Source organism: Kitasatospora sp. NPDC048239 (assembly GCF_043202015.1).
Taxonomy (GTDB): Bacteria; Actinomycetota; Actinomycetes; order Streptomycetales; family Streptomycetaceae; genus Kitasatospora.
In genome coordinates, this window is sequence record NZ_JBICZP010000011.1 from 134128 (window position 1) to 158346 (window position 24219).

Sequence of the window (24219 nt, forward strand, 5' to 3'; positions counted from 1 at the left end):
CTAGTGGGAAAGGGTGGTGTCACCGGCGAAACCGGCGTCACGGATGTCATCGGTGTCATCGGTGACCTCGGTGATCCTGGCGGCCAGGATCGGCCCGATCTGGGCCAGCGAGCCGGCCTGGGTCATCCGGTCGTGCCGCGTGGTGATCTCGTGGGATTCGATCCGGCCCGCGACGTACGGGCGCCAGATTCCGGGCCCGGCATTGTCCTCGGCCCGGTCGATCGTGGAGTTGAAGAGCAGCAGGTCCCCGTCGAAGCCGCCGGGGACGAAGTCGACTGCCAGCTTGGCGTTGTTGATCATGATCTCGACGATCACCTCGACCTGTCGCTCGTTCAGGCCGGCCAGCGCGCTGCCCCGCCGGTTCAGGACCTCGGCGACCTCGGCGTAGGTGATCTCCTGGTCGCCCAGCTCGTCCGGGTCGACGTCGAGCACACCGACGAGCACGTCCCGCACGGTGGGCACCGGTACCTCCTCGAACTTCACGTCCTTCACCGGGTAGGCGTCGAGGATCGCCAGCAGTCCGGTCCGTTCGCCGCGCGACTGCAGCTCGCAGGCGAGCGCGTGGGCGATCAGCCCGCCCGCGGACCAGCCGAGCAGCAGGTACGGGCCCTCGGACTGGATCTTCTGGATCTGGTCGGCGTAGTCGGCCGCCATCTCCTCGTAGGACGTCGGCAGGGGCTCGGGCCGGCCCAGGCCGCGCGCCTGGATGGCGTAGACCGGGTGCTGCGGACCGAGGTGGTTCAGCAGTCCGCTGTAGGACCAGCTGATGCCGCCGCCGGGGTGGATGCAGAACAGCGGCGTGCCGGTCCCGGTCGCACGCAGCGGAAGCACCACGTCCAACGCGTCCTCGGGATCGTCCATGAGCAGACGCTCGGTGAGACCGGCCACGGTCGGTGCCTCGAACAGCATGCGCAGGCCCAACTCCAGACCGAGGGTCTCGCGGACGCGGGAGGCCAGGCGGGCGGCCAGCAGCGAGTGCCCGCCCAGGTCGAAGAAGTTGTCGTCGATGCCCACCTGCTCCCGGCCGAGGACCTCGGCGACGAGGCCGCACAGCAACTGCTCCTGCGGCGTCCGGGGTCCGCGCCCGGCATCCGACGCCCCGTACTCGGGGGCGGGCAGGGCGGCCCGGTCGAGTTTGCCGTTGGCGGTCAGCGGCAGCACGTCCACGGTGACGAACGCCGCCGGCACCATGTAGTCCGGCAGGTCGCGGCGCAGCCGACCGGACAGCTCGCCCGCCTCGGGCGCGCCCTCCGGGGTGGGCACCAGGTACGCGACCAGCCGCTTGTCGCCCGGCCGGTCCTCGCGGGCGACCACGGCCGCCTGGGCGACGCCCGGGCAGCCCGCGAGTACGGCCTCGATCTCTCCGGGCTCGATCCGCAGGCCGCGCAGCTTGACCTGGTGGTCGGCGCGTCCGGCGAAGTCCAGCGTGCCCTCGCTCCGCCACGACGCGAGGTCGCCGGTGCGGTACATCCGGCTTCCGGGCGGCCCGTACGGGTCGGCGGTGAAACGCTCCGCCGTCAGGCCGGCTCGCCCGAGGTAGCCGCGGGCCACGCCCGTCCCCGCGAGGTACAGCTCGCCCACCATTCCGGTCGGCATCGGGCGCAGCCTGTCGTCGAGCACATAGGCGCGCATGTTCGCCATCGGCCGGCCGATCGGCACGGTCGCGGCGTTCTCGGGGAGGGTGCGCACCGGGTTCCAGGTGGCCAGGGTGGTGGCCTCGGTGGGCCCGTAGCCGTTGACCACCTCGATGCCGGGGCAGGCCGCCAACACCCGGGCGACGGCGGCCGGGGAGACCACGTCGCCGCCGGTCCACACCTCGCGCACCCCGGCGAGCAGACCCGGGCGCTCCTCGGCGACCAGGCGGAACAGTCCGGCCGTGAGCCACAGTCCGGTCACCCCGTTCGAGGTGATCGTGTGCTGGAGCAGGTCGAGGTCGAGTTGCTCCGGCGGCGCCACCACGACCCGGCCGCCGTTGAGCAGCGGCACCCACAGCTCGTAGGTGGAGAGGTCGAAGGCCGTCGGCGAGTGCATCAGCACCCGCTCGTGTCCGCCGCCCCGCCATTCGGGGGTGAGCGCGAGGCCCACCACGTCACGGTGGGTGACGGCCACGCCCTTCGGCCTGCCGGTCGAACCGGAGGTGTACATGATGTAAGCCAACTGCGAGGGTTCACAGGGGACTTCGACATCGGACGGACCGGCGGCCCCGGACTGCACCAGCGCGGCGAGCACCTCTTGGGTGAGCACCAGGGCCGCCCCGCTCTCCCGCAGGATCAGGTCGATCCGGGAGGAGGGGAAGCGCGGGTCCAGCGGCACGTAGGCGCCGCCGGCCTTGACGATCGCCAGGATCGCCACGACCAGCTCCGCCGAGCGGTCCAGCATGACCGCGACCGGTGTCTCCGGCCGTACGCCCTGGCGGATCAGCGCCCGCGCCAGGCGGTCGGCCCGCAGGTCGAGCTCCGCGTAGGTCAGCTCGGTGCCGCCCGCCACGACCGCGACCGCGTCCGGGGTGGCCCGCACCTGGCGGGCGAACAGCTCCGGTACCGCGGCACCGGGCAGCTCGGCCGCGGCACCGTTGGACCCGGCGAGCAGTCGGCGGCGCTCCTCGACGGGCATGATGTCGATCCGGCTGATCGGCCGGTCGGGGTCGGCCACCGCCGCGCGCAGCAGCCGCGCCCAGCGGTCGAACAGCAGCTCCACGGTGGGTGCGTCGAACAGGTCGGTGGCGTACTCCACCGCGCCGACCAGGCCGTCGGGGCTGGGGGCACCTCCCGGGCTGCCAGGCCCAGGGGGATCGTCCTGACGGAACTGCTCGGCCAGGCTGAAGGTCAGGTCGACCCGGGCGGTCCCGGTCGGTGCCTCCAGGTGGCCGGTCTCCAGCCCCGGCAGCGCGAACTCGCCCAGCGGCGCGTTCTGCAGCGCCAGCATGATCTGGAACAGCGGGTGGTGGGCCAGCGACCGCGCCGGGTTGACCACCTCGACCAGGTACTCGAACGGCACGTCCTGGTGGTCGTACGCGGTGAGCGCCTTCTGCCGCACCCGGCCGAGCAGTTCGGCGAAGCCGGGGTCGCCGCCGGTGTCGGTGCGCAGCACCAGGGTGTTGACGAAGAAACCGACGAGCTCGTCCAGCGCCTGGTCGGTGCGGCCGGCGATCGGGCTGCCGATCGGGATGTCCTCACCGGCGCCGAGCCGGGTGAGCAACGCGGCGAGACCGGCCTGGAGCACCATGAAGAGGCTGGCACCCTGCTCGGCGGCCAGGTCCCGCAGGGCCTGGTGCAGTTCGGCGTCCAGGCGGACGACGACCCGGCCGCCCCGCTGGGAGGCCACCGGCGGCCGGGGCCGGTCGGCGGGCAGCTGCACCTGCTGTGGAAGCCCGGCCAGCTCGTCCTTCCAGTAGGCCAGTTGCCGGGCGAACAGGCTGTCCGGGTCGGCGGTGTCGCCGAGCAGGTCGCGTTGCCAGCCGGTGTAGTCGGCGTACTGCACCGGCAGCGGGGTCCACTGCGGTTCCTCGCCCCGGCGGCGGGCCGCGTAGGCGGCGGCCAGGTCGCCGGAGAGCGGGCCCATCGACCAGCCGTCGGCGGCGATGTGGTGCACCACGACCAGCAGTGCGTGCCGGTCGGGGGCGAGCGCGTACAGCTCCGCCCGGACGGGCGGTTCCGCGGCCAGGTCGAAGCCGCGCCGGGCCGCGTCCGCCAGCCGTTCGGCCAGTCGGCTCTCGTCGAGCTCGACCACCGGCAGCTCCGGGCTCGCCTCCGCCGCGCTCAGCACGACCTGGTACGGCACGCCGTCGGATTCCCGGAAGACGGTCCGCAGGCTCTCGTGCCGGGCGATCACGTCGGCGAGCGCGGCGTGCAGGGCCGGCCGGTCGAGTTCGCCGGTCAGGCTCAGCGCGAGCGGCATGTTGTAGGTGGCGCTCGGCCCGTCCATCCGGTGCAGGAACCAGAGGCGGCGCTGGGCGAAGGAGAGCGGTACCAGCTCCGGGCGCGGTCGGGCGGTCAGCGCGGGCCGCGCCGTTCCCGAGCCGTCCAGACGGGCCGCCAGGCCGGCCACGGTCGGGGTCTCGAACAGCGTGCGGACCTCCAGTTCCGCGCCCAGGGTCGCCCGCACCCGGGAGGCCAGCCGGGTCGCCAGCAGGGAGTGCCCGCCGAGGTCGAAGAAGCTGTCCTCGACCCCGACCTGGGTCAGCCCGAGCACCTCGGCGAACAGCTCGGCGAGCAGCTGCTCCTGCGGGGTGCGCGGCGCCCGCCCGGCTCCGGTGGAGCCGAGGTCGGGAGCGGGCAGCGCGCGGCGGTCGAGCTTGCCGCCGGCCGTCAGCGGGAGCGTCTCCAGGACCACGAACGCCGAGGGGATCAGGTAGTCGGGCAGCCGCCCGCGCAGCCAGTCGCGGAGTTCCCCGACGAGGGCACCGGTGCCCCGGCTGCCGGTCGGGCGGTTGGTCAGCGAGGACGGCTCCCCGCCGGTGGCCCCGGTCGGCCGGTACGGCTCGACCGGGGAGCCGTGGTGCGCCCGCGGATCCGCGAAGACGACGTCCACGGCGTCGGCCCGGGTGGCCGACCAGGTGACTCCCACCCAGCGGTCGAGTTCCCGCCCGAGCTCGTGGAAGTCGTCCGGGTCGGGCACGCCGTCCAGGTCGGGCAGGCCGTGCTCCTCCGGGGCGTGCAGCCGTTCCAGCAGCTCGGCGAGCGAGGCGTCCCCGTCCTGCACCGCGCGGGCCAGCGCGGACTCCCGCGCCACCCGGCGGTTGGGCACCCCGGTGACCCGCAGCACGCCCGCGAGCGGCCGGGCGAGCAGCTCGCGCAGCTCGGCCAGGCCGGCGACCTGCCGCCCCCACTCCAGCTCGACCGGCTGGCTCGTGGCCGCCGGGGCGACCGGTGACTTGTGCAGCGTCACGTCGTAGCGGTAGCGGGTCAGTTCGTTGTGGTAACGGCCGCGCTTGACCTCCACGGCCACCGCACCGATGTCCGCACCGTGCTCCCGCAGGGCGGTGAAGAAGTCCGGGTCGACCAGGAGTTCCTTCTCGACCCGGAGGGCCTGCTCCACGGCGCGGCGCACCGCCGCGAGGTCGGCTCCGGCACCGGTCCGGTGCAGCTGGACGGCCGTGGCCAGCGGGCGCAGCAGCCTCAGGTTGCGGACGTCGCCGACGAAGAGCGCGCCGCCGGGGGCGAGCAGCCGCATCAGCTTCCCGATCACGTCCGCCAGGTAGTCGGCGGACGGGAAGTACTGCACCACCGAGTTGATCACGATGGTGTCGAACGTCCCGGCGGGCAGTCCGTCGGTGTCATGCGCCGGGCGGGTCTGCAGCACGACGCGCTCGGCCAGGTCCTCCTGCCGGACCACCTGGGCGGCCAGCGCCTCGATCGCGGTCGCGGAGAAGTCCGTCGCCCAGTAGCTCTCGCAGTGCGGCGCGATCTGCGAGAGCAGCAGGCCGGTGCCGACGCCGACCTCCAGCACCCGGCGGGGGCGCAGGCCCAGAATGCGCGAGACGGTGGCGTCCCGCCACTGCCTCATCTGCTCGACGGGGATCGGGCTCGCGTCGTAACTGCTGTTCCAGCCGACGAAGTTCTGGCCGAAGGCGGCCTCCTCGGGGGTGATGGGCAGGGCGTCGTAGATGTCCTGCCACTCGCCCACGTGGTCGGCTTCGAGACCGCTGTCCCGGGACGCCTCCGGACGCGGGACGACGTAGCCGATGAGCCGGTCGTCCTGGGCGAGGACGGCGGCCCGGGCGACGGCGGGGTGCTCGGCCAGGGCCGACTCGACCTCGCCGGGCTCGACCCGGAAGCCGCGCACCTTCACCTGGTCGTCGGCCCGGCCGAGGTACTCCAGTTGCCCGTCGGCCCGGAACCGCACCACGTCGCCGGTGCGGTACATGCGCTCCCCGTCCGCGCCGAACGGGCAGGCGACGAACCGTCCGGCGGTCAGACCGGGCCGGTTCAGGTAGCCGCGCGCCAGCCCGGCGCCGGCCACGTACAGCTCCCCCGGCACGCCCGGCGGCAGCGGCCGCAGCCGCTCGTCCAGCACGTACACGCGGGCGTTGGCGATCGGGCGGCCGATCGGCGGCACGCCCGTCGCCGGGGACAGCGGGTCGCTCATCGTCGCGCACACCGTCGTCTCCGTCGGACCGTACGCGTTGATCATCCGCCGGCCGGGCGCCCACCGGGCCACCAGCTCCGGCGGGCAGGCCTCACCCGCCACCACCAGCGTGGTGGCCGTGAGCTCGGCGCCGTCCAGCGCGGCCAGGACGGACGGCGGCACGGTCACGTGGGTGACCGCCAGGCCCGGGTCGGTCAGCGCGGCCACCGGCTCGGCGGCGGGCAGCACCAGGGTCGCGCCGCGCAGCAGGGCGGTGAAGATCTCCGACACCGAGGCGTCGAAGCTGGGCGAGGCGAACTGGAGCACCCGGCTGCCGGGGTCGATCGCGAACCGCTCGATCTGGGCCGCCACCAGACTGGCCACGCCGCCGTGGCCGACCACGACGCCCTTGGGGCGGCCGGTCGAGCCCGAGGTGTAGATCACGTACGCCGGGTGCCGGACATCGAGCACGATCTCCGGATCGGTCTGCGGCCAGTCCCCCTCGGGCACCACCGCAGGATCGTCGACCACCACCACCGGCCGCGCGTCCTCCAGCATGTACGCGATCCGCGCCCGCGGGTACGCCGGATCCACCGGAAGGTACGCCGCCCCGGCCTTCAACACGCCCAGGACCGCCACCACCGACTCCACCGACCGCGGCAACGCCACCGCCACCACCCGCTCCGGCCCCACACCCCGAGACATCAGGGAATGCGCGAACCGGTTCGCCCGACCGTTCAACTCCCGGTACGTCAACTCCACACCGCCGCAGACCACCGCGACCGCATCCGGCGTCGCCGCCACCTGCGCCGCGAAGGCCTGTGGCACCGGGACGGCGCCCACCTCACGGGCTGTCGCGTTGCCCCGCTCCAGCAGCCGGTGCCGCTCGTCCGCGTCGAGGAGGTCGATCCGTCCGATCGGCTGCTCCGGATCGGCGGTGACCGTCTCCAGCAGGAGTGTCCAGCGCCGGGCGAGGGCTTCGACCGTCGAGCGGTCGAACAGGTCGGTGGCGTACTCCACCGCGCCGACGATCCCGGCCGGGCTGCCGTCCGGACCGAACTGCTCGGCGAGGCTGACCCCGAGGTCGAACTTGGCGGTTCCGGTCGCGACCGCGTAGGCGGCCACCTCCAGGCCGGGCAGCGAGAACCGGCCCATCGGAGCGTTCTGCACGGCCAGGACGGTCTGGAACAACGGGTGGTGCGACAGCGACCGGGACGGGTTCAACACCTCCACCAGGTGCTCGAACGGCACGTCCTGGTGCGCGAACGCCTCCAGCGCCGTCTCCCGCACCCGCCCCAGCAGCTCCGTGAAGCTCGGATCACCGCTCGTGTCCGTGCGCAGCACCAGCGTGTTCACGAAGAACCCGACCAGCTCGTCCAGCGCCTCGTCGGTACGGCCTGCGATCGGGCTGCCGATCGGGATGTCCGTGCCCGCACCCAGCCGCGTGTACAGCGCCGCCAACGCCGCCTGCAGCACCATGAACAGACTGGTGCCGGTGTCCCGCGCCAGCTCGGTCAGAGCGGCGTGCAGTTCGGGGCTCAGCTCCAGACCGACGTGGTCCCCGTGCCAGCCGGCGACGGCCGGCCGCGGCCGGTCGGCGGGCAGTTGGAGCAGCTCCGGCAGGTCGGACAGCTGGCGCTGCCAGTAGTCGAGCTGCTCGGCGAACCGGCTCCGCGGGTCCGCGGCGTCGCCGAGCAGCTCGCGCTGCCACAGCGTGTAGTCCGCGTACTGGACCGGCAGGACCGCCCGGCCCGGCGCGCGGCCCTCGCAGCGGGCCGCGTACGCCTCGGCGAGGTCCCGTGCCAGCGGGCCGGTGGACCAGCCGTCACCGGCGATGTGGTGCATGACCAGCAGCAGCACGTGCTCGTCCGGCGCGAGGGCGAACAGCTCCACCCGCAGCGGCGGTTCCGCCGCCAGGTCGAAGGGCCGCCGGGCGATCTCGGCGAGCCGGTCGTGCAGTTCGGCCTGCGAGACCTCGGTCAGCCGGGCCCGGGGCCGGGCCTCGGCCGGGTCCAGGACCCGCTGGCACGGGACGCCGTCGACCTCCGGGAACACCGTCCGCAGGCTCTCGTGCCGGGCCACCACGTCGGCCAGCGCCTCGTCCAGCGCCGCCCGGTCCAGCGTCCCGGTCAGCTGCAGCGCCAGCGGGATGTGGTAGGTGGCGGCGCTGCCGTCCATGCGGTGCATGAACCAGAGCCGGCGCTGGGCGAAGGAGAGCGGCACCGCCTCCGGCCGCTCCTGCACGGTCAGTGCCGGACGGACGCGGCCGGCCCCGGCCAGCGCCTCGGCCAGCCCCGCGACGGTGGGCGCCTGGAAGAGCGCCCGCAGCCCGAGCTCCACGCCGAGCACCGAGCGCACCCGCGCGGTCAGCCGGGTGGCGAGCAGGGAGTGCCCGCCCAGGTCGAAGAAGTCGTCGTCGACCCCGACCTGCGGGCGGCCCAGCACCTCGGCGAACAGCTCGCACAGGATCTGCTCCTGCGGCGTGCGCGGCGCCCGGCCGGCCTCGGCCGGGCCGAGGTCGGGGGCGGGCAGCGCGGCGCGGTCCAGCTTGCCGTTGGGGGTCAGCGGCAGCGCGTCCAGCACCGAGAACACGGCCGGCACCAGGTAGTCGGGCAGCCGGTCGCGCAGGTGCGCCGCCAGCTCCGCCGGCCGCAGTGCCGTACCGGAACGGGCTGCCGCATAGCCGATGAGCCGGTCGTCCCGGGCCACGACGGCGGCCTGGGCGACCCCGGGGTACTCGGCCAGCGCGGCCTCGACCTCGCCGAGTTCGACGCGGTAGCCGCGTACCTTCACCTGGTCGTCGGCCCGGCCGACGTACTCCAGCTCCCCGTCCACCCGGCGCCGCACCACGTCGCCGGTGCGGTACATGCGCTCCCCGTCCGCGCCGAACGGGCAGGCGAGGAACCGACCGGCGGTGAGCCCGGGCCGGTTCAGGTACCCGCGGGCCAGACCGGGGCCGGCGACGTACAACTCCCCCGCCACACCCGGCGGCACGATGCGGAGCCGCTCGTCGAGCACGTACACCCGGAAGCCCGCGACCGGCCGTCCGATCGGCGGCACGCCCGATCCGGGCGACAGCGGGTCGCTCATCGTCGCGCACACCGTGGTCTCGGTCGGACCGTAGGCGTTGATCATCCGGCGTCCGGGCGCCCACCGGGCCACCAGCTCCGACGCACACGCCTCACCCGCGACCACCAGGGTGGCGGCCGTGAGCTCGGCACCGTCCAGCGCCGCCAGGGCCGAGGGCGGCAGGGTCACGTGGGTGACGTCGAGCCGACGGTCCGTCAGCGCCTCCAGCGGGGCCTCGGACGGGGCCAGGACGAGGGTGGCACCGCTGAGCAGGGCACTGCAGAGGTCCCAGAACGACGCGTCGAAGCTCGGCGAGGCGAACTGCAGCACCCGGCTGCCCGGCCCCACGCCGAGCCGCTCGACCTGCGCCGCCACCAGGCCCGACACGCCGCCGTGGCTCACCACGACCCCCTTGGGGCGGCCGGTCGAGCCCGAGGTGTAGATCACGTAGGCCGGGTGCCGGACGTCGAGCGCGAGCTCGGGATCCGTGTCCGGCCGGTCTCCGTCGCGCACCATCGCCGGGTCGTCGACCACCAGCACGGGCCGGGCGTCCGCCAGCATGAGGTCGATCCGCGCCTGCGGGTACGCCGGATCCACCGGCAGGTACGCGGCCCCGGCCTTCAGCACACCCAGGACCGCCACCACCGACCCAAGCGAGCGCGGCAGCGCCACCGCCACCGCCTGCTCCGGCCCCACACCCCTCGCGATCAACGCATGCGCGAACCGGTTCGCCCGCGCGCTCAACTCGCGGTACGTCAACTCCACATCACCGCACACCAGCGCGACCGCGTCCGGCGTCGCCGCCACCTGCGCCGAGAACAGCTCCGGCAGGCTCACGGCGGCCGCCCCGCCCTCGACGGCGGGCAGCAGCTCGCGCCATTCCTCGGCCGACAGCAGGTCGATCCCGCCGATCGGCCGGTCGGGCGCTGCGGCGACCGCGACCAGCAGCCTGGTCCACCGGGCGACCAGGTCCTCGACCGTCGAGCGGTCGAACAGGTCGGTGCTGTACTCGACCGCACCGCTGAGCCCGGCCGGCGCGCCGTCGGGCCCGTGTTCCTCCGCGAACCCGAAGGTCAGGTCGAGCCGCGCGGTCCCGGTGAGCACGCTCACCCCGGAGACCTGGAGGCCCGGCAGCTCGAAGTCACCGCCCGGCGCGTTCTGCACGACCAGCCCGGTCTGGTACAGCGGGTGGTGGGACAGCGAGCGGGACGGGTTCAGCGCCTCCACCAGGTGCTCGAACGGCACGTCCTGGTGCGCGTACGCCGACAGCGCCGTCTCCCGCACCCGCCCCAACAGCTCGGCGAAGCTCGGATCGCCGCTGGTGTCCGTCCGCAGCACCAGCGTGTTGATGAAGAACCCGACCAGGTCGTCCAGCGCCTCGTCGGTGCGCCCCGCGATCGGGCTCCCGATCGCGATGTCCGTGCCCGCGCCCAGCCGGGTGTACAGCGCCGCCAACGCCGCCTGCAGCACCATGAACAGACTCGCGCCCGAGCGTCGCGCCAACTCCACCAGAGCGGCGTGCAGTTCGGCGTCGATCCGGAGTTCCAGGAGGTCGCCGCCGTACGACATGGCGGCCGGGCGCGGACGGTCGGCGGGCAGCTGCAGCTGCTCGGGCAGCCCGGCCAGCGCCTGGGTCCAGTAGGCGACCTGGCGGGCGAACACGCTGTCGGCGTCGTGCTCGTCGCCCAGGAGCTCGTGCTGCCACAGGGTGTAGTCGCCGTACGTCACCGGCAGCGGCGGCCAGGCCGGAGCCCCGCCGCCCTGCCGGGCGGTGTAGGCGGTGGCCAGGTCACGGGCCAGCGGACCCATGGACCAGCCGTCCCCGACGATGTGGTGCATGACCAGCAGCAGCACGTGCTCGTCCGGCGCGACCGTGAACAGCTCCGCCCGCAGCGGCACTTCCGAGGTCAGATCGAATCCGCGCACCGCCGCCTCCCGCAGCAGCGCGGGCACCTCCGACTCGCCGGCCGCGCGTACGGCCAGCGGGACGGCGGCCTCGGCGGGGTCCAGCACCCGCTGGAACGGGATTCCGGCGGTTTGCGGGAAGACCGTGCGCAGGGTCTCGTGCCGGGCCACCACGTCCGTGAGCGCGGCGGTCAGCGCGGCCCGGTCGAGGTCCCCGGACAGCCGCAGGGCCAGCGGCATGTGGTAGGTGGCGCTCGGCGCCCCGAACTGCTGGAGGAACCAGAGCCGGCGCTGGGCGAACGACAGCGGCATCGGTTCGCGGCGGGGCCGGGGTACCAGGGCCTGCCGCGCGGTGCCGGCGTCGTGCAGTCCGGCCGCCAGTCCGGCGGGTGTCGGGGTCCGGAACAGGCCGCGCAGCTCCAGTTCGACCCCGAGGGTCGCCCGGGCCCGCGAGACCAGCCGGGTGGCGAGCAGGGAGTGCCCGCCCAGCGCGAAGAAGTCCTCGTCGACCCCGACCCGGGCGAGGCCCAGCACCTCGGCGAACAGCTCGCACAGGATCTGCTCCTGCGGCGTGCGCGGCGCCCGGCCCGTCTCCCTGGCCGTGGCCTCGGGCGCGGGCAGCGCCGCCCGGTCCAGCTTCCCGTTCGGCGTCAGCGGCAGCGCGTCCAGCAGCACCACCGCGGACGGCACCAGGTAGTCCGGCACCCGGTCCCGCAGGTACGCCGTCAGCGCCGGCGCGGTCGCCCCGCTCCCGGCCAGGGGGACGACGTACGCGACGATCCGGTCCTCCCGGGCGAGCACCGCGACCCGGGCGACCCCCGGGTGAGCGGTCAGCTCGGCCTCGATCTCGCCCGGCTCGACCCGGAACCCGCGCACCTTCACCTGGTGGTCCACCCGGCCGGCGAACTCCAGCTCGCCTCCCCCGGCGCCCCCAGCCATGGGGGTCCCCCCGGCCGAAGGCTGGGGGAGGCTGGGAGGTGCCCCCACCGGCCGGGGGGACCCGCAAGCGCGCCAGCGGACCAGGTCGCCGGTGCGGTACATCCGGGCACCCGCCGGGCCGTACGGATCGGCGACGAAGCGCCCGGCGGTGAGCCCGGGCCGGTTCAGGTAGCCGCGGGCCAGGCCCGTCCCGGCCAGGTACAGCTCACCCAGCACGCCGGGGGCGACCGGTCGCAGCGCCGCGTCCAGCACGTACACCCGGCAGTTGGCGATCGGACGGCCGATCGGCACCGGCAGCGGGCAGTCCGCCGGGTCGGCCGGCAGCGGGTAGGCGGTGATGACATGGGTCTCGGCGGGCCCGTAGTGGTTGTGCAGCACCCGGCCCGCCCGACGGGCCTGGAAGCGGCGCACGGCACCGCCGAGGCGCATCGCTTCCCCCGCCTGGGCGACCAGCCGCAGGTGCGGCAGCTCCAGCCCGGCCTCCTCGGCGGCCTCGGCCAGCGCCTCGACCACCAGGTTGGGCGCGAACAGCTCCTCGACCCGGTGCCGGTCCAGCCAGTGCGCGAACAGCTCGGCGCTGCGCCGTTGCTCCTCGGTCGGCACGACCAGGGTCTTGCCGTACAGCAGGGCGGAGAGCGTCTCCTGCACCGAGACGTCGAAGCTGATCGCGGTGAACTGCGCGGTACGCGTGCCGGGTTCGCCGCCGACGGCCCCGTGGTGCCACTCCAGCAGGTTGAGCAGCCCGGCGGCGGGCATCACCACGGCCTTGGGCCGGCCGGTGGAGCCCGAGGTGTAGATGACGTAGGCCGGGCGCCGGGCGTCCACGGGGACGGCCGGGTCGTGCTCCGGCTGCTCCATCGCGGGCGTGACGTCCGCGAGGTCATCGAGGACGACGGCCGGCCGCGCGTCCTCCAGCATGTACGCGATGCGGGCGGCCGGGTAGTCCGGGTCGACCGGCAGGTACGCCGCCCCCGTCTTGAGCACCGCGAGGACGGCGACCACCAGCTCGGCCGAACGCGGCAGCCGCAGGGCGACGACCTGCTCCGGACCCACGCCGCGCGCGATCAGCGCGTGCGCCAGGCGGTTGGCCCGGCGGTTCAGCTCGCGGTACGTCAGCACGGTGTCCTCGAACACCACCGCCGGGGCCTGCGGGGTCGCCCGGACCTGCGCCTCGAACAGCGCGGGCAGGTCGGCCGTGGGGACCGGGCGGGCGGTGTCGTTGCGGGCGACCAGCAGCTCGTGCCGCTCCTCGGCGGTGAGGACGTCGATCCGGCTCAGCGGCCGGTCCGGCTCGGCGGCCACCGACGCCAGCAGGCGCAGCCACCGGGCGACCAGCGCCTCCACCGTGCTGTGGTCGAACAGGTCGGTGCTGTACTCGACGCGCCCGACGATGCCCTCGGCCGGTCCGCCGGTGCCGCCGCGCTCCAGCAGGTGGAAGCCGAGGTCGAACATCGCCGTGGGCGTGCGCACCAGGAGGATCTCGGAACCCAGACCGTCCAGCGCGAACTCGGTGCGGGGCACGTTCTGCAGCGCGAGCAGCACCTGGAAGAGCGGCTGACGGGCGAGCGACCGCGACGGGTTGAGGGCCTCGACGACGTGCTCGAACGGCAGGTCCTGGTGGGCGTAGGCGGCCAGCGCGCCCTCCCGGACCCGGGACAGCAGCTCCGCGAAGGTCGGGTCGCCCGAGGTGTCGGTGCGCAGCACCAGGGTGTTGACGAAGAAGCCGACGAGCTCGTCCAGTGCCTGGTCCGTCCGCCCGGCGATCAGGCTGCCGACCGGGATGTCCGTGCCCGCGCCGAGCTTGTCCAGCAGCGAGGCCAGGGCTGCCTGCAGCACCATGTACACACTGGTGCCGTGCTCCCGGCCCAGCCGGACCAGGCCGGCGTGCAGCTCGGGGTCCAGTTCGACGTCGAGGTGCCCGCCGGCGTAGGAGGGGGTCGCCGGGCGGTGGCGGTCCGCGGGGAGCCGGAGCTGCTCCGGAAGGTCGGCCAGCGTCCGCGTCCAGTGGTCGGTCTGGCGGGCGAACAGGCTGTCGGGGTCGGCCGCGTCGCCGAGCAGCCGGTTCTGCCACAGGGTGTAGTCGGCGTACTGCACGGGCAGCGGCGCCCACTGCGGCTCCTCGCCCCGGCGGCGGGCCTCGTACGCGGTGGCCAGGTCGGCGGACAACGGGCCCAGCGACCAGCCGTCACCGGCGATGTGGTGGATCACCACCAGCAGCACGTGCTCGTCCGGCGCCGCCTCGAACAGCTCCGCGCGCAGTGGCGGTTCGGTCGCGAGGTCGAATCCGCGCGCCGCCGCTGCCGTCAACAGCTCCGACAGGTCCGTCTCACCCACCCGGGTGACGACCAGGCGGGGTGGGGCCGTTCCGGCGTCCAGGACCTCCTGCCGGGGCACCCCGTCGACCTGGGGGTAGACGGTGCGCAGGCTCTCGTGCCGGACGACGACGTCGCCGAGCGCCGCCTGCAGGGCGGTCCGGTCCAGCTCACCGGTCAGCCGCCAGGCCAACGGCATGTTGTAGACGGAGCCGGCGTCCTCCAACTGGTGCAGGAACCACAGCCGTCGCTGTGCGAAGGACAGCGGGACCGGGTCGGGCCGCTCCGCACGGCGCAGCGCGGGCCTCGCCCGGCCGGCCCCGCCGAGCCCGGCGGCCAGCCCGGCCACCGTCGGCGTCTCGAAGAGGGCGCGCAGCTCCAGTTCCACCCCGAGGGCGTCCCGCGCCCGGGCCACCAGCCGGGTGGCCAGCAGGGAGTGCCCGCCGAGGTCGAAGAAGTCGTCGTCGGCCCCTACCTCGGCCACGCCCAGCACCTCGGCGAACAGCTCCGCGAGGACCTGCTCCTGCGGGGTGCGCGGGGCCCGCCCGGTCCTCGGCGCGGTGTGGACGGGTGCGGGCAGCGCGCGCCGGTCCAGCTTGCCGGTGGCCGTCAGCGGCAGGCTCTCCAGGGGAACGAAGGCGGCCGGGACCGTGTAGTCCGGCAGTCGCTCGCGTAGGTGTGCCCGCAGCTCGTCCGGCCGGAGTTCCGCCCCGGCGACGGCCACCGGGTAGGCGACCAGCCGCGCGTCGCCCGCCCGGTCCTCCCGGACGGCCACCGCGACCTGGGCGACCTGCGGGTGTTCCGCCAATGCCGCCTCGATCTCGCCGAGTTCGATGCGGAAGCCGCGCACCTTGACCTGGTCGTCGGTCCGGCCGAGGAACTCCAGGTTGCCGGACGCGTCCCAGCGCACCAGGTCCCCGGTGCGGTACATCCTCCCTCCTTGCCCGCCCTCGGGCCGGGGGCACCTCCCGGCCGCCGGGCCGGGGGCGAGGGGCCCGTCCCCGCCCGGACCGAACGGGTCCGCCACGAACCGTGCCGCGGTGAGCCCCGGCCGGTTCAGGTAGCCGCGGGCCAGGCCCGCTCCGGCGAGGTACAGCTCACCCGCCACGCCCGCGGGCACGGGCTGCAGCGTGCTGTCGAGGACGTGCAGCCGGATGCCTCCGAGCGGCCTGCCGATCACCGGGCGCGGACTCGATCCCAGCGGCGCGACGACGGCGTCCACCGTGCACTCGGACGGCCCGTAGTAGTTCAGGCAGGACACGCCCTCGACGGCCCGCAGCCGCTCCCACAACTGGCCGGGGACGGCCTCCCCACCCATCGAGACCACCGCGGGACGGCTCCCCGGGTCGTCCAGGAGCCCCCGTGCGACGAGGACTTGCAGGTAGGACGGGGTGGCGTTGACGTAGTCCAGCCCGGCGCGCGCGACGTAGTCGACGAAGGCGTCCGGGTCGGACCAGGTCGCCTCGTCCAGGACGTGCAGTTCGTGGCCCGCGTACAGGCCGGACAACTGGTCGCAGGAGGCGTCGAAGGACACGGAGGTGGTCAGCCCGATCCGCAGCCGCTCCTTCGTCCCCCGGGGGAACAGCAGCGGACGCTGGCTGACGAACAGGTTGAGCAGGCCGCCGTGGGTCGACACCACGCCCTTGGGCCGGCCGGTGGAGCCGGAGGTGTAGATCACGTAGGCCGGGTGCCTCGGTTCGACGGCCACCAGGGGGTCCGTCGCGGGGCAGTCGGCCACCAGCGCGGCTGTCGCCGGGTCGTCGAGCACCAGCCACCCGGCCGGACCGGCCTCCGGCAGTCGGCCCCGGGTCCGGACATCGGTCATCACCAGGACCGGGCCGGCGTCGTCCAGCATGTACCCGATCCGCGCGGACGGGTACTCGGGATCGACCGGAACGTAGGCCGCCCCGGTCTTCAGCACCGCGAGGATGGTCACCACCAGCTCGGCGGACCTCGGCAGCGCCACCGCCACCAGCCGCTCCGGACCCGCGCCCCGCGCGATCAGGGCGTGCGCCAGCCGGTTCGCCCGCTCGTCCAGCTCCTCGTACGTCAGCGAGACGTCACCGCACACCAGGGCCACCAGGCCCGGCGTCGCCCGCACCTGTGCCCGGAACAGCTCCGGCACGCTCGCGGCCGGAAGCTCCACCTCCGGTCCGGTGCCCAGTGCCGTCAGCTCATCGCGCTCCTCCGCGGAGAGAAGGCCGTACCGGCTCAGCCGCCGCTGCGGGTCGGCGACCGCGGCGCGGAGAAGGCGCTCCAGGCGCCCGAACATCGTCTCGACGGTGGCCGGGTCGTAGAGGTCGTCGGCGTACTCGACGATCCCGTCGATTCCCTCCGGGGAACCGTCCCGCGCCTGCCGCTCGGACATGGTGAAGATCAGGTCGAGTTTGGCGGTGGTCGTCGCCAGGGGCATGTCGTCGACGTGCAGCCCGGGCGGCGCGAAGTCGGCCCGGGGTGCGTTCTGCAGTACCAGCATGACCTGGAACAGCGGGTGGTGCGCCAGCGAGCGTACCGGGTTGAGGGCTTCGACCAGGTGCTCGAACGGCAGGTCCTGGTGGGCGTATCCGGCCAGAGAGGTGTCCCGGACCCGCTCCAGCAGCTCGGCGAAGGTCGGATCGCCCGAGGTGTCGGTGCGGAACACCAGGGTGTTGACGAAGTAGCCGACCAGCTCGTCCAGTGCCTGGTCGGTCCGGCCGGCGACCGGGCTGCCGACCGGGATGTCGTCGCCCGCGCCGAGCTTGCTCAACAACGCCGCCAGGCCGGCCTGGAGGACCATGAACAGACTGGTGCCGTGCTCCCGGGCGAGCTCGCGCAGGCCGCGGTGCAGCTCGGCGTCCAGTCCGGCGTGCACGAAGCCGCCCCGGTGCGAGGCCGCCGCCGGGCGGGGCCGGTCGGCGGGCAGCTGGATCCGCTCCGGGAGACCGGCCAACTGCTCCGTCCAGTAGGCCGCCTGGCGGGCGAACGAGCTGTCCGGGTCGGTGGCTTCGCCGAGCAGCTCGTGCTGCCAGAGGGTGTAGTCGGCGTACTGGACCGGCAGCTCCTCCCACCGCGGCTCCTCGCCGCGGCAGCGCGCCGCGTAGGCGGCGGTCAGGTCCTGTGCGAGCGGGCCCAGCGACCAGCCGTCGCCCGCGATGTGGTGGAGCACCAGCTGGAGCACGTGCGCGTTCGGCGCCAGCTCGAACAGGTCGGCCCGCAGCGGCGCGTCGCCCGCCAGGTCGAACGGCCGGTCCTTCGCCGCCGCCATCAGGGCGGACAGCTCGTCCTCCGTGGTCCGGCTCACGAGCAGCCGTGGCCGGGCCGCCACGTCGTCCAGCACCTGCTGGTGCGGGACGCCGTCGACGGCCGGGAAGACGGTCCGCAGGCTCTCGTGCCGTCCGACCACGTCCGCCAGGGCGGCTTCCAGGGCCCGCCGGTCCAGGGCCCCGGACAGCCGCCAGGCCAGGGAGATGTGGTAGTTCGCGCCGGCGCCCTCCAGCTGGTGCAGGAACCAGAGCCGCCGCTGCGCGAACGACAGCGGGAGCCGCTCGGGGCGCTCGCGCCGTACCAGGGCGGTCTGCGCCGGTCCGGCCGCCACCAGGGTGGCGGCCAGGCCGGCCGGGGTCGGCGCCTCGAACAGGGTGCGCAGCGGCATCTCCACGCCGAGCGTCGCGCGGATCCGGGCGGCCAGCCGGGTGGCGAGCAGGGAGTGCCCGCCCAGGTCGAAGAAGCCGTCCTCGACCCCGGCGGACGCCACGCCCAGGACCTCGGCGAACAGCTCGCACAGGACCTGCTCCTGCGGGGTGCGCGGCGCGCGGCCGGTGCCCGCCGGGGCGGGGTCGGGAGCGGGCAGGGCCCGGCGGTCCAGCTTGCCGTTGACGGTCAGCGGCAGCGCGTCCAGCACCACGAACACCGACGGCACCATGTACTCCGGCAGCCGCCCGGCCAGGTGCGCGCGCAGGTCGGCCACGCGCGGTGCGCTGCCGGTGGCGGGCACCAGGTAGGCGACCAACCGGGTGTCGTCTGCGCGGTCCTGCCGGGCCAGCACGGCGACCTGGGCGACGCCGGGGTGCGCGGCGAGCACCGCCTCGATCTCGCCGAGCTCGATCCGGAAGCCGCGCACCTTCACCTGCTGGTCGGCCCGGCCGACGTAGCGCAGACCGCCGGCCGCCGCCCGGCGCACCACGTCGCCGCTGCGGTACATCCGGGAGCCGGCCGGCCCGAACGGGTCGGCCACGAACCGCCCGGCCGTCAGACCCGGCCGGTTCAGGTAGCCCCGGGCCAGGCCCGCGCCCGCGACGTACAGCTCGCCCGCGACGCCCGGGGCGACCGGGCGCAGACCGTCGTCGAGCACGTACGTCCGCAGATCCGGGATCGCCGTGCCGATCTGGCCGGCCGGGGTACCGGACCGGTCGAGTGCCGCGTGGGTGACGTGCACCGTCGTCTCGGTGATGCCGTACATGTTCACCAGCCGCGGCGCGTCGTCCGGGTACCGCTCGTACCAGCTCTCGAGGCGGGCGGGCTCCAGGGCCTCGCCGCCGAACACCACCGTGCGCAGGGCGAGTTCAAGTCCGGTCTCGGACGCCTCGGCGTCCGCCTGGATCAGCTGGTGGAAGGCGGACGGCGTCTGGTTGAGCACGGTGACCCGCTCGCGGGCGAGCAGTTCCAGGAACCGGCCGGGCGAGCGGCTGGTCTCGTGGTCCACGACCACCAGGCGGCCGCCGTGCAGCAGCGCGCCCCAGAGCTCCCACACCGAGAAGTCGAAGGCATAGGAGTGGAAGAGCGTCCAGACGTCCTCGGCGGAGAAGCCGAACAGTTCCCGGGTGGTGTCGAACAGCCGGACCACGTTCCGGTGCGGGACCACGACGCCCTTGGGGTCGCCGGTGGAGCCGGAGGTGTGGATGACGTAGGCCGGGTGCCCGGGGTCGACCGGGACCGCCGGGTCCGTGTCGGGCAGCGCGTCGAGCTCGGCGTCGTCCAGCAGCAGCCGGTCCACCGCCTCCGCGCCCGGCAGGTCGCCGATCCGGCCGGTCGTCACGAGGAGCGCGGGCCGGGCGTCCTGGAGCAGGTAGGCGATCCGGGCCGCGGGGTACTCCGGGTCCACCGGCACGTACGCGGCGCCGGCCTTGAGCACCGCGAGGATCGCGACCACCAGCTCGGCCGAGCGCGGCAGGGCCACCGCCACCAGCCGCTCCGGCCCCACGCCCCGGGCGATCAGGGCGTGCGCCAGCCGGTTGGCACGGGTGTTCAACTCGTCGTACGTCAGGCTGGTTTCGCCGTCCGTGAGCGCGACCGCGGCCGCGTTCGCCCGAACCTGCCGCTCGAAGAGCGCGGGGATGCAGGTCTCCGGCAGCTCTCCGTCCCGGCCTTCGCCGGCCGTCAGCAGGGCGCTCAGCTCGTCGGCGGACAGCACGTCCACCTGGCCGATCTGCCGGCCGGGGTCGGCCACCACGGCCCGCAGCAGTCGCAGCCAGCGCTCGACGATCCCGGTGGCGGTGGCCTCGTCGAACAGGTCGGTGCTGTACTCCAGGACGCCCGAGAGGCCGTCGGGCTGTTCGGCCAGGACGAAGGTCAGGTCGCACTTGGCCGTCCCGGTCTGGACCAGATCCGTCGCCACCCGCAGGCCCGGCAGCTCGAAGGCGCCGAGCGGGGCGTTCTGCAGGGCGAGCATGGTCTGGAACAGCGGGTGGTGCGCCAGCGACCGGGTCGGGTTCAGCGCCTCCACCAGCTGCTCGAACGGCACGTCCTGGTGCGCGTAGGCGGCCAGCGCGTCGGCGCGCACCCGGCCGAGCAGTTCGGTGAAGGACGGGTCGCCCGACAGGTCGGTGCGCAGCACCAGGGTGTTGACGAAGAAGCCGACCAGGTCGTCCAGCGCCTCGTCGGTGCGTCCGGCGATCGGGGTTCCGATCGGGACGTCGGTACCGGCGCCGAGCTTGCCCAACAGCGCGGCCAGCCCGGCCTGGAGCACCATGAACAGGCTTGCCCCGCCCTCCCGGGCGAGCGCACGCAGGCCCTGGTGCAGTTCGGCGTCGATCCGCACCGGCAGCTGGGCGCCCCGGTAGGACATCGCCGTCGGCCGGGGCCGGTCGAACGGCAGCTCCACCTGCTCGGGCAGGCCTGCCAGCTGCTCGCGCCAGTAGGCGAGTTGACCGTTCAGCAGGCTGCCCGGGTCCGAGCCGTCGCCGAGCAGGTCCCGCTGCCACAGGGCGTAGTCGGCGTACTGGACGGGCAGCGGCGCCCATTCCGGTTTCGCCCCCGCGGAGCGGGCCGCGTACGCGGCCGTCAGGTCCCGCGAGAGCGGCCCCGTCGACCAGCCGTCACCGGCAATGTGGTGCACCACCATGAGGAGCACGTGCTCCTCCCGTCCCAGCCGGAACAGTTCGGCGTGCAGCGGCGGCTCCGCGGAGAGGTCGAAGCCGTGCCGGGCCGCCTGCGCCAGCCGGCCCGGCAGGTCGTGCTCGCCGGCCTCGGTCACCCGCAGCCGCGGCCGTGCCGCGTCGGGGTCCAGCACCCGCTGGCACGGCACGCCGTCGACCGTCGGGAAGGTGGTGCGCAGGCTCTCGTGCCGCTCGACCACATCCGCCAGGGCGGCCTCCAGGGCCCGCTGGTCCAGGTGTCCGGACAGGCGCAGCGTCATCGGGATGTTGTAGGTGGCGCTCGGGCCTTCCAGGCTGTGCAGGAACCAGAGCCGGCGCTGCGCGAAGGACAGCGGGACCGTCCCGGGCCGCTCGCGCCGCGCCAGCGCCGGCCGCGCCCGGCCCGCGACGTCCACCGCCGCGGCCAGTTCCGCCACCGTCGGCGCGTCGAACAGGTCACCCAGCCTCAACTCCACGCCGAGCACCGACCGTACCCGGGCGACGAGCCGGGTGGCCAGCAGTGAATGCCCGCCGAGGTCGAAGAAGCTGTCGTCCGGCCCGGCCTCGGCCAGTCCGAGCACCTCGGCGAACAGCCCTGCGAGCAGGTGTTCGGTCGCGGTGCGCGGGGCGCGGCCCGGGGCGGCCACGGTCTGCTCGGGCGCGGGGAGGGCGCGACGGTCGAGCTTGCCGTTCGGGGTCAGCGGCAGTGCGTCCAGCACCACGAACGCCGACGGCACCATGTACTCCGGCAGCCGCTCGCGCATCCGGGTCCGCAGCGAGTCCGACCGGACGGCCCGCCCTTCGGACGGGACGACGTAGGCGACCAGCCGGGGCTCGTCGTCGGTGCGCACCACGGCGGCGGCCTGGGCGACCTCCGGGTGCTCCAGCAGTACGGCCTCGATCTCGCCGAGTTCCACCCGGAATCCGCGGATCTTGACCTGGTCGTCGGTACGGCCGAGGAACTCCAGGTTCCCCTCCGCGTCCCACCGCACCAGGTCACCGGTGCGGTACATGCGCGAGCCGCTCGGCCCGAAGGGGTCCGCCACGAAGCGCCCGGCCGTCAGCACCGGCCGGTTCAGGTAGCCCCGGGCCAGACCGGCACCCGCGATGTACAGCTCGCCCGGCACACCGGCGGGCAGCGGCCGCAACGCGCCGTCGAGCACGTACAGCCGGGCGTTGCCGACCGGTCGGCCGATGACCGGGCTCGGGCTCGAACCCACCGGCGCGACGACCGAGTTGACCGTGCACTCGGACGGCCCGTAGAGGTTGAGTCCGCGCACCCCGTCGGCCTCCCGCAGGTCCGCCCAGAGCTGCTCCGGGACGGCCTCGCCGCCCGCCGCGACCAGCGCCGGCCGCCACTGCGGATCGCTCAACAGCCCATGCGCGACCAGGACCCGCAGGTAGGACGGGGTGGCCTCGATGTAGTCGAGCCCGCAGCGCGAGGCGTAGCCGACGAAGGCGTCCGGGTCGGTCCAGGTCGCGTGGTCCAGGACGTGCAGCTCGTGGCCCCCGAACAGGGCGAGCAGCTGGTTCAGGGAGGCGTCGAAGGACATCGACGTGGTCAGCGCGACCCGCAGCCGCTGCCGCTCGTCGAGCACCGGCCGGAACATCGCCTGCCGGTGGTCGGTGAGCAGGTTCAGCAGGCCGCCGTACGTCGGCAGCACGCCCTTGGGCCGCCCGGTCGAGCCGGAGGTGTAGATGACGTACGCCGGGTGCGCCGGATCCACGGCCGCCATCGGGTCCGTGTCCGGAAGCCCGTCCAGGTCGGCGGTGTCCAGCACCAGCCGGTCGACGGGACCCGCCTCGGGCAGCCGTTCGCCGCTGCGGGCGTCGGTCACCACCAGGGCCGGCCGGGCGTCGTCGAGCAGGTACCCGATCCGGGCGGCCGGGTACTCCGGGTCGACCGGGACGTAGGCCGCACCGGTCTTCAGCACCGCGAGGATCGCCACCACCAGCTCGGCCGAGCGCGGCAGGGCCACCGCCACCAGCCGCTCCGGCCCCGCGCCCCGGGCGATCAGGGCGTGCGCCAGCCGGTTCGCCCGGGCGTCCAGCTCCGCGTACGTCAGCGAGACGTCCCCGCACACCAGCGCGACGAGGTCCGGGGTCACCCGCACGTGCTCCCGGAAGAGCTCCGGCAGGCTCGCGGCCGGGGCCTCCGCCGCCGGCCCGCTGCCGACGGCCGCCAGCTCGCCGTGTTCCTCGGCCGTGAGCAGCTCGATCCGGCCCACCAGGTCGTCCGGGTCGCAGTCCGCGACGGTGTCGAACAGGGCGAGCAGCCGCTCCTGGTGCGAGGCGAGGTCGTCGTCGCCGTACGCCTCCGGTGCTCCGTGGAGCCTGAGGAGCGGAGGGTTGCCGTCCCGGTAGTCGAACACCCAGACCGCCAGGTCGGTGGTCGATCCGGACACGAAATGGTGCACTTCGGCGGGGTGCCCGCCGAAGCCCGGCCTGGAGTTGAAGGCCATGATGTTGACGATCAGCGGGAACGCCGTGCCGATACTGCCGGGCGCGCCGAGGTCGCGCAGCAGGTCCTCGCTCCGGTAGCGCTCGTGCGCGACGGCCGCGTCGACCTCCCGCGCCACCTGATCGACGAGTTCGCGCCAGCGCATGTCGGGGCGCACGGTCAGCCGCAGGGGCACCACGTTGGACATCGTGCCCGGCACCGACATCAGGTCCCGGCCGGCGGACCGACGGGCCGTCACGGGGAGTGCGAGCACCACGTCCTGGGTACCGGTCAGCCGGTGCGCGTAGAGCGCCGTCGCCGCGATCACCAGACGGGACCAGCGGACACCGGCCCGTCCCGCCGCCGCCCGCAGCGCGTCCGGGCGCCGCAGTTCCCGCTCCTCGCGCAGGCGCAGGGCCAGGTTCGGGTCGGTCGGGGATCGGTGGGTGAGCCTCGTCGGTGCCGGCCGGTCCGCGAACCGCTCCGTCCAGTAGGCGCGGTCGGCGGCGAAGTCCGCGGACGAGCGGTAGGCGGCGTCGCTGTCGACCAGTTCCCGCAGCGAACCGAACGAGGACGGCGGCACCGGGCCGCCCGCGGCCAGCGCCGAGTACACCTCGCCGACCCGCTGCCGGACGAGGGCGCTGCTCAGCGCGTCCAGAACGACGTGGTGGTAGTTCAGGTACCAGAGGAATTCCGTCGGTGACAGCCGGATCAGCGCGTGGCCGAACAGCGGATCACTGGCGAGGTCCAGCGGGCGCGCCAGGTCCCGCTCCATCCACTCCATGGCCGCCGCCCGGGGAGCGGGTGCCCCGCTGAGGTCGAGGTGGGCCGGTGCCCAGTCCCACGTCTCCCGGACGACCTGCCGCGGGCCCTCGCCGTCGTCGACGAAGCTCACGTGCAGGGCGTCGACCTCGTCGACCACCCTGCGCAGCGCGGTCTCGAACGACTCCGGGTCCACCGGCCCGTGGATCTCCAGGCACTCGCCGACGCGATAGCCGGGGATGGCCGTCCGGGAGCGTTGTTCGGCCAGCCAGATCTCGCGCTGTGCCGCGGTCAGGGGAAGGACGTCGCCATCGCGACGGGACATGGGGGTACCTCCAGAAGTGTGGGCGGGCGGGCGCGCAGGGCACACCGGGCCCCGCCGGCCGCGGTGACG

General features: G+C 74.4%; 1 protein-coding gene. It reads right to left on the reverse strand.

Annotated elements, in window-relative coordinates:
• Entirely contained in the window at window positions 1-24150 is a 24150-nt protein-coding gene (locus tag ACGFZP_RS27040) for a non-ribosomal peptide synthase/polyketide synthase (protein WP_392937876.1), read from the reverse strand.
• Between the last annotated feature and the right edge of the window lie 69 nt (window positions 24151-24219).

Bases quoted from the DNA above. Each gene is read 5' to 3' on its own strand.
- ACGFZP_RS27040 (WP_392937876.1), bottom strand. From the start codon at position 24,150: ATGTCCCGTCGCGATGGCGACGTCCTTCCCCTGACCGCGGCACAGCGC.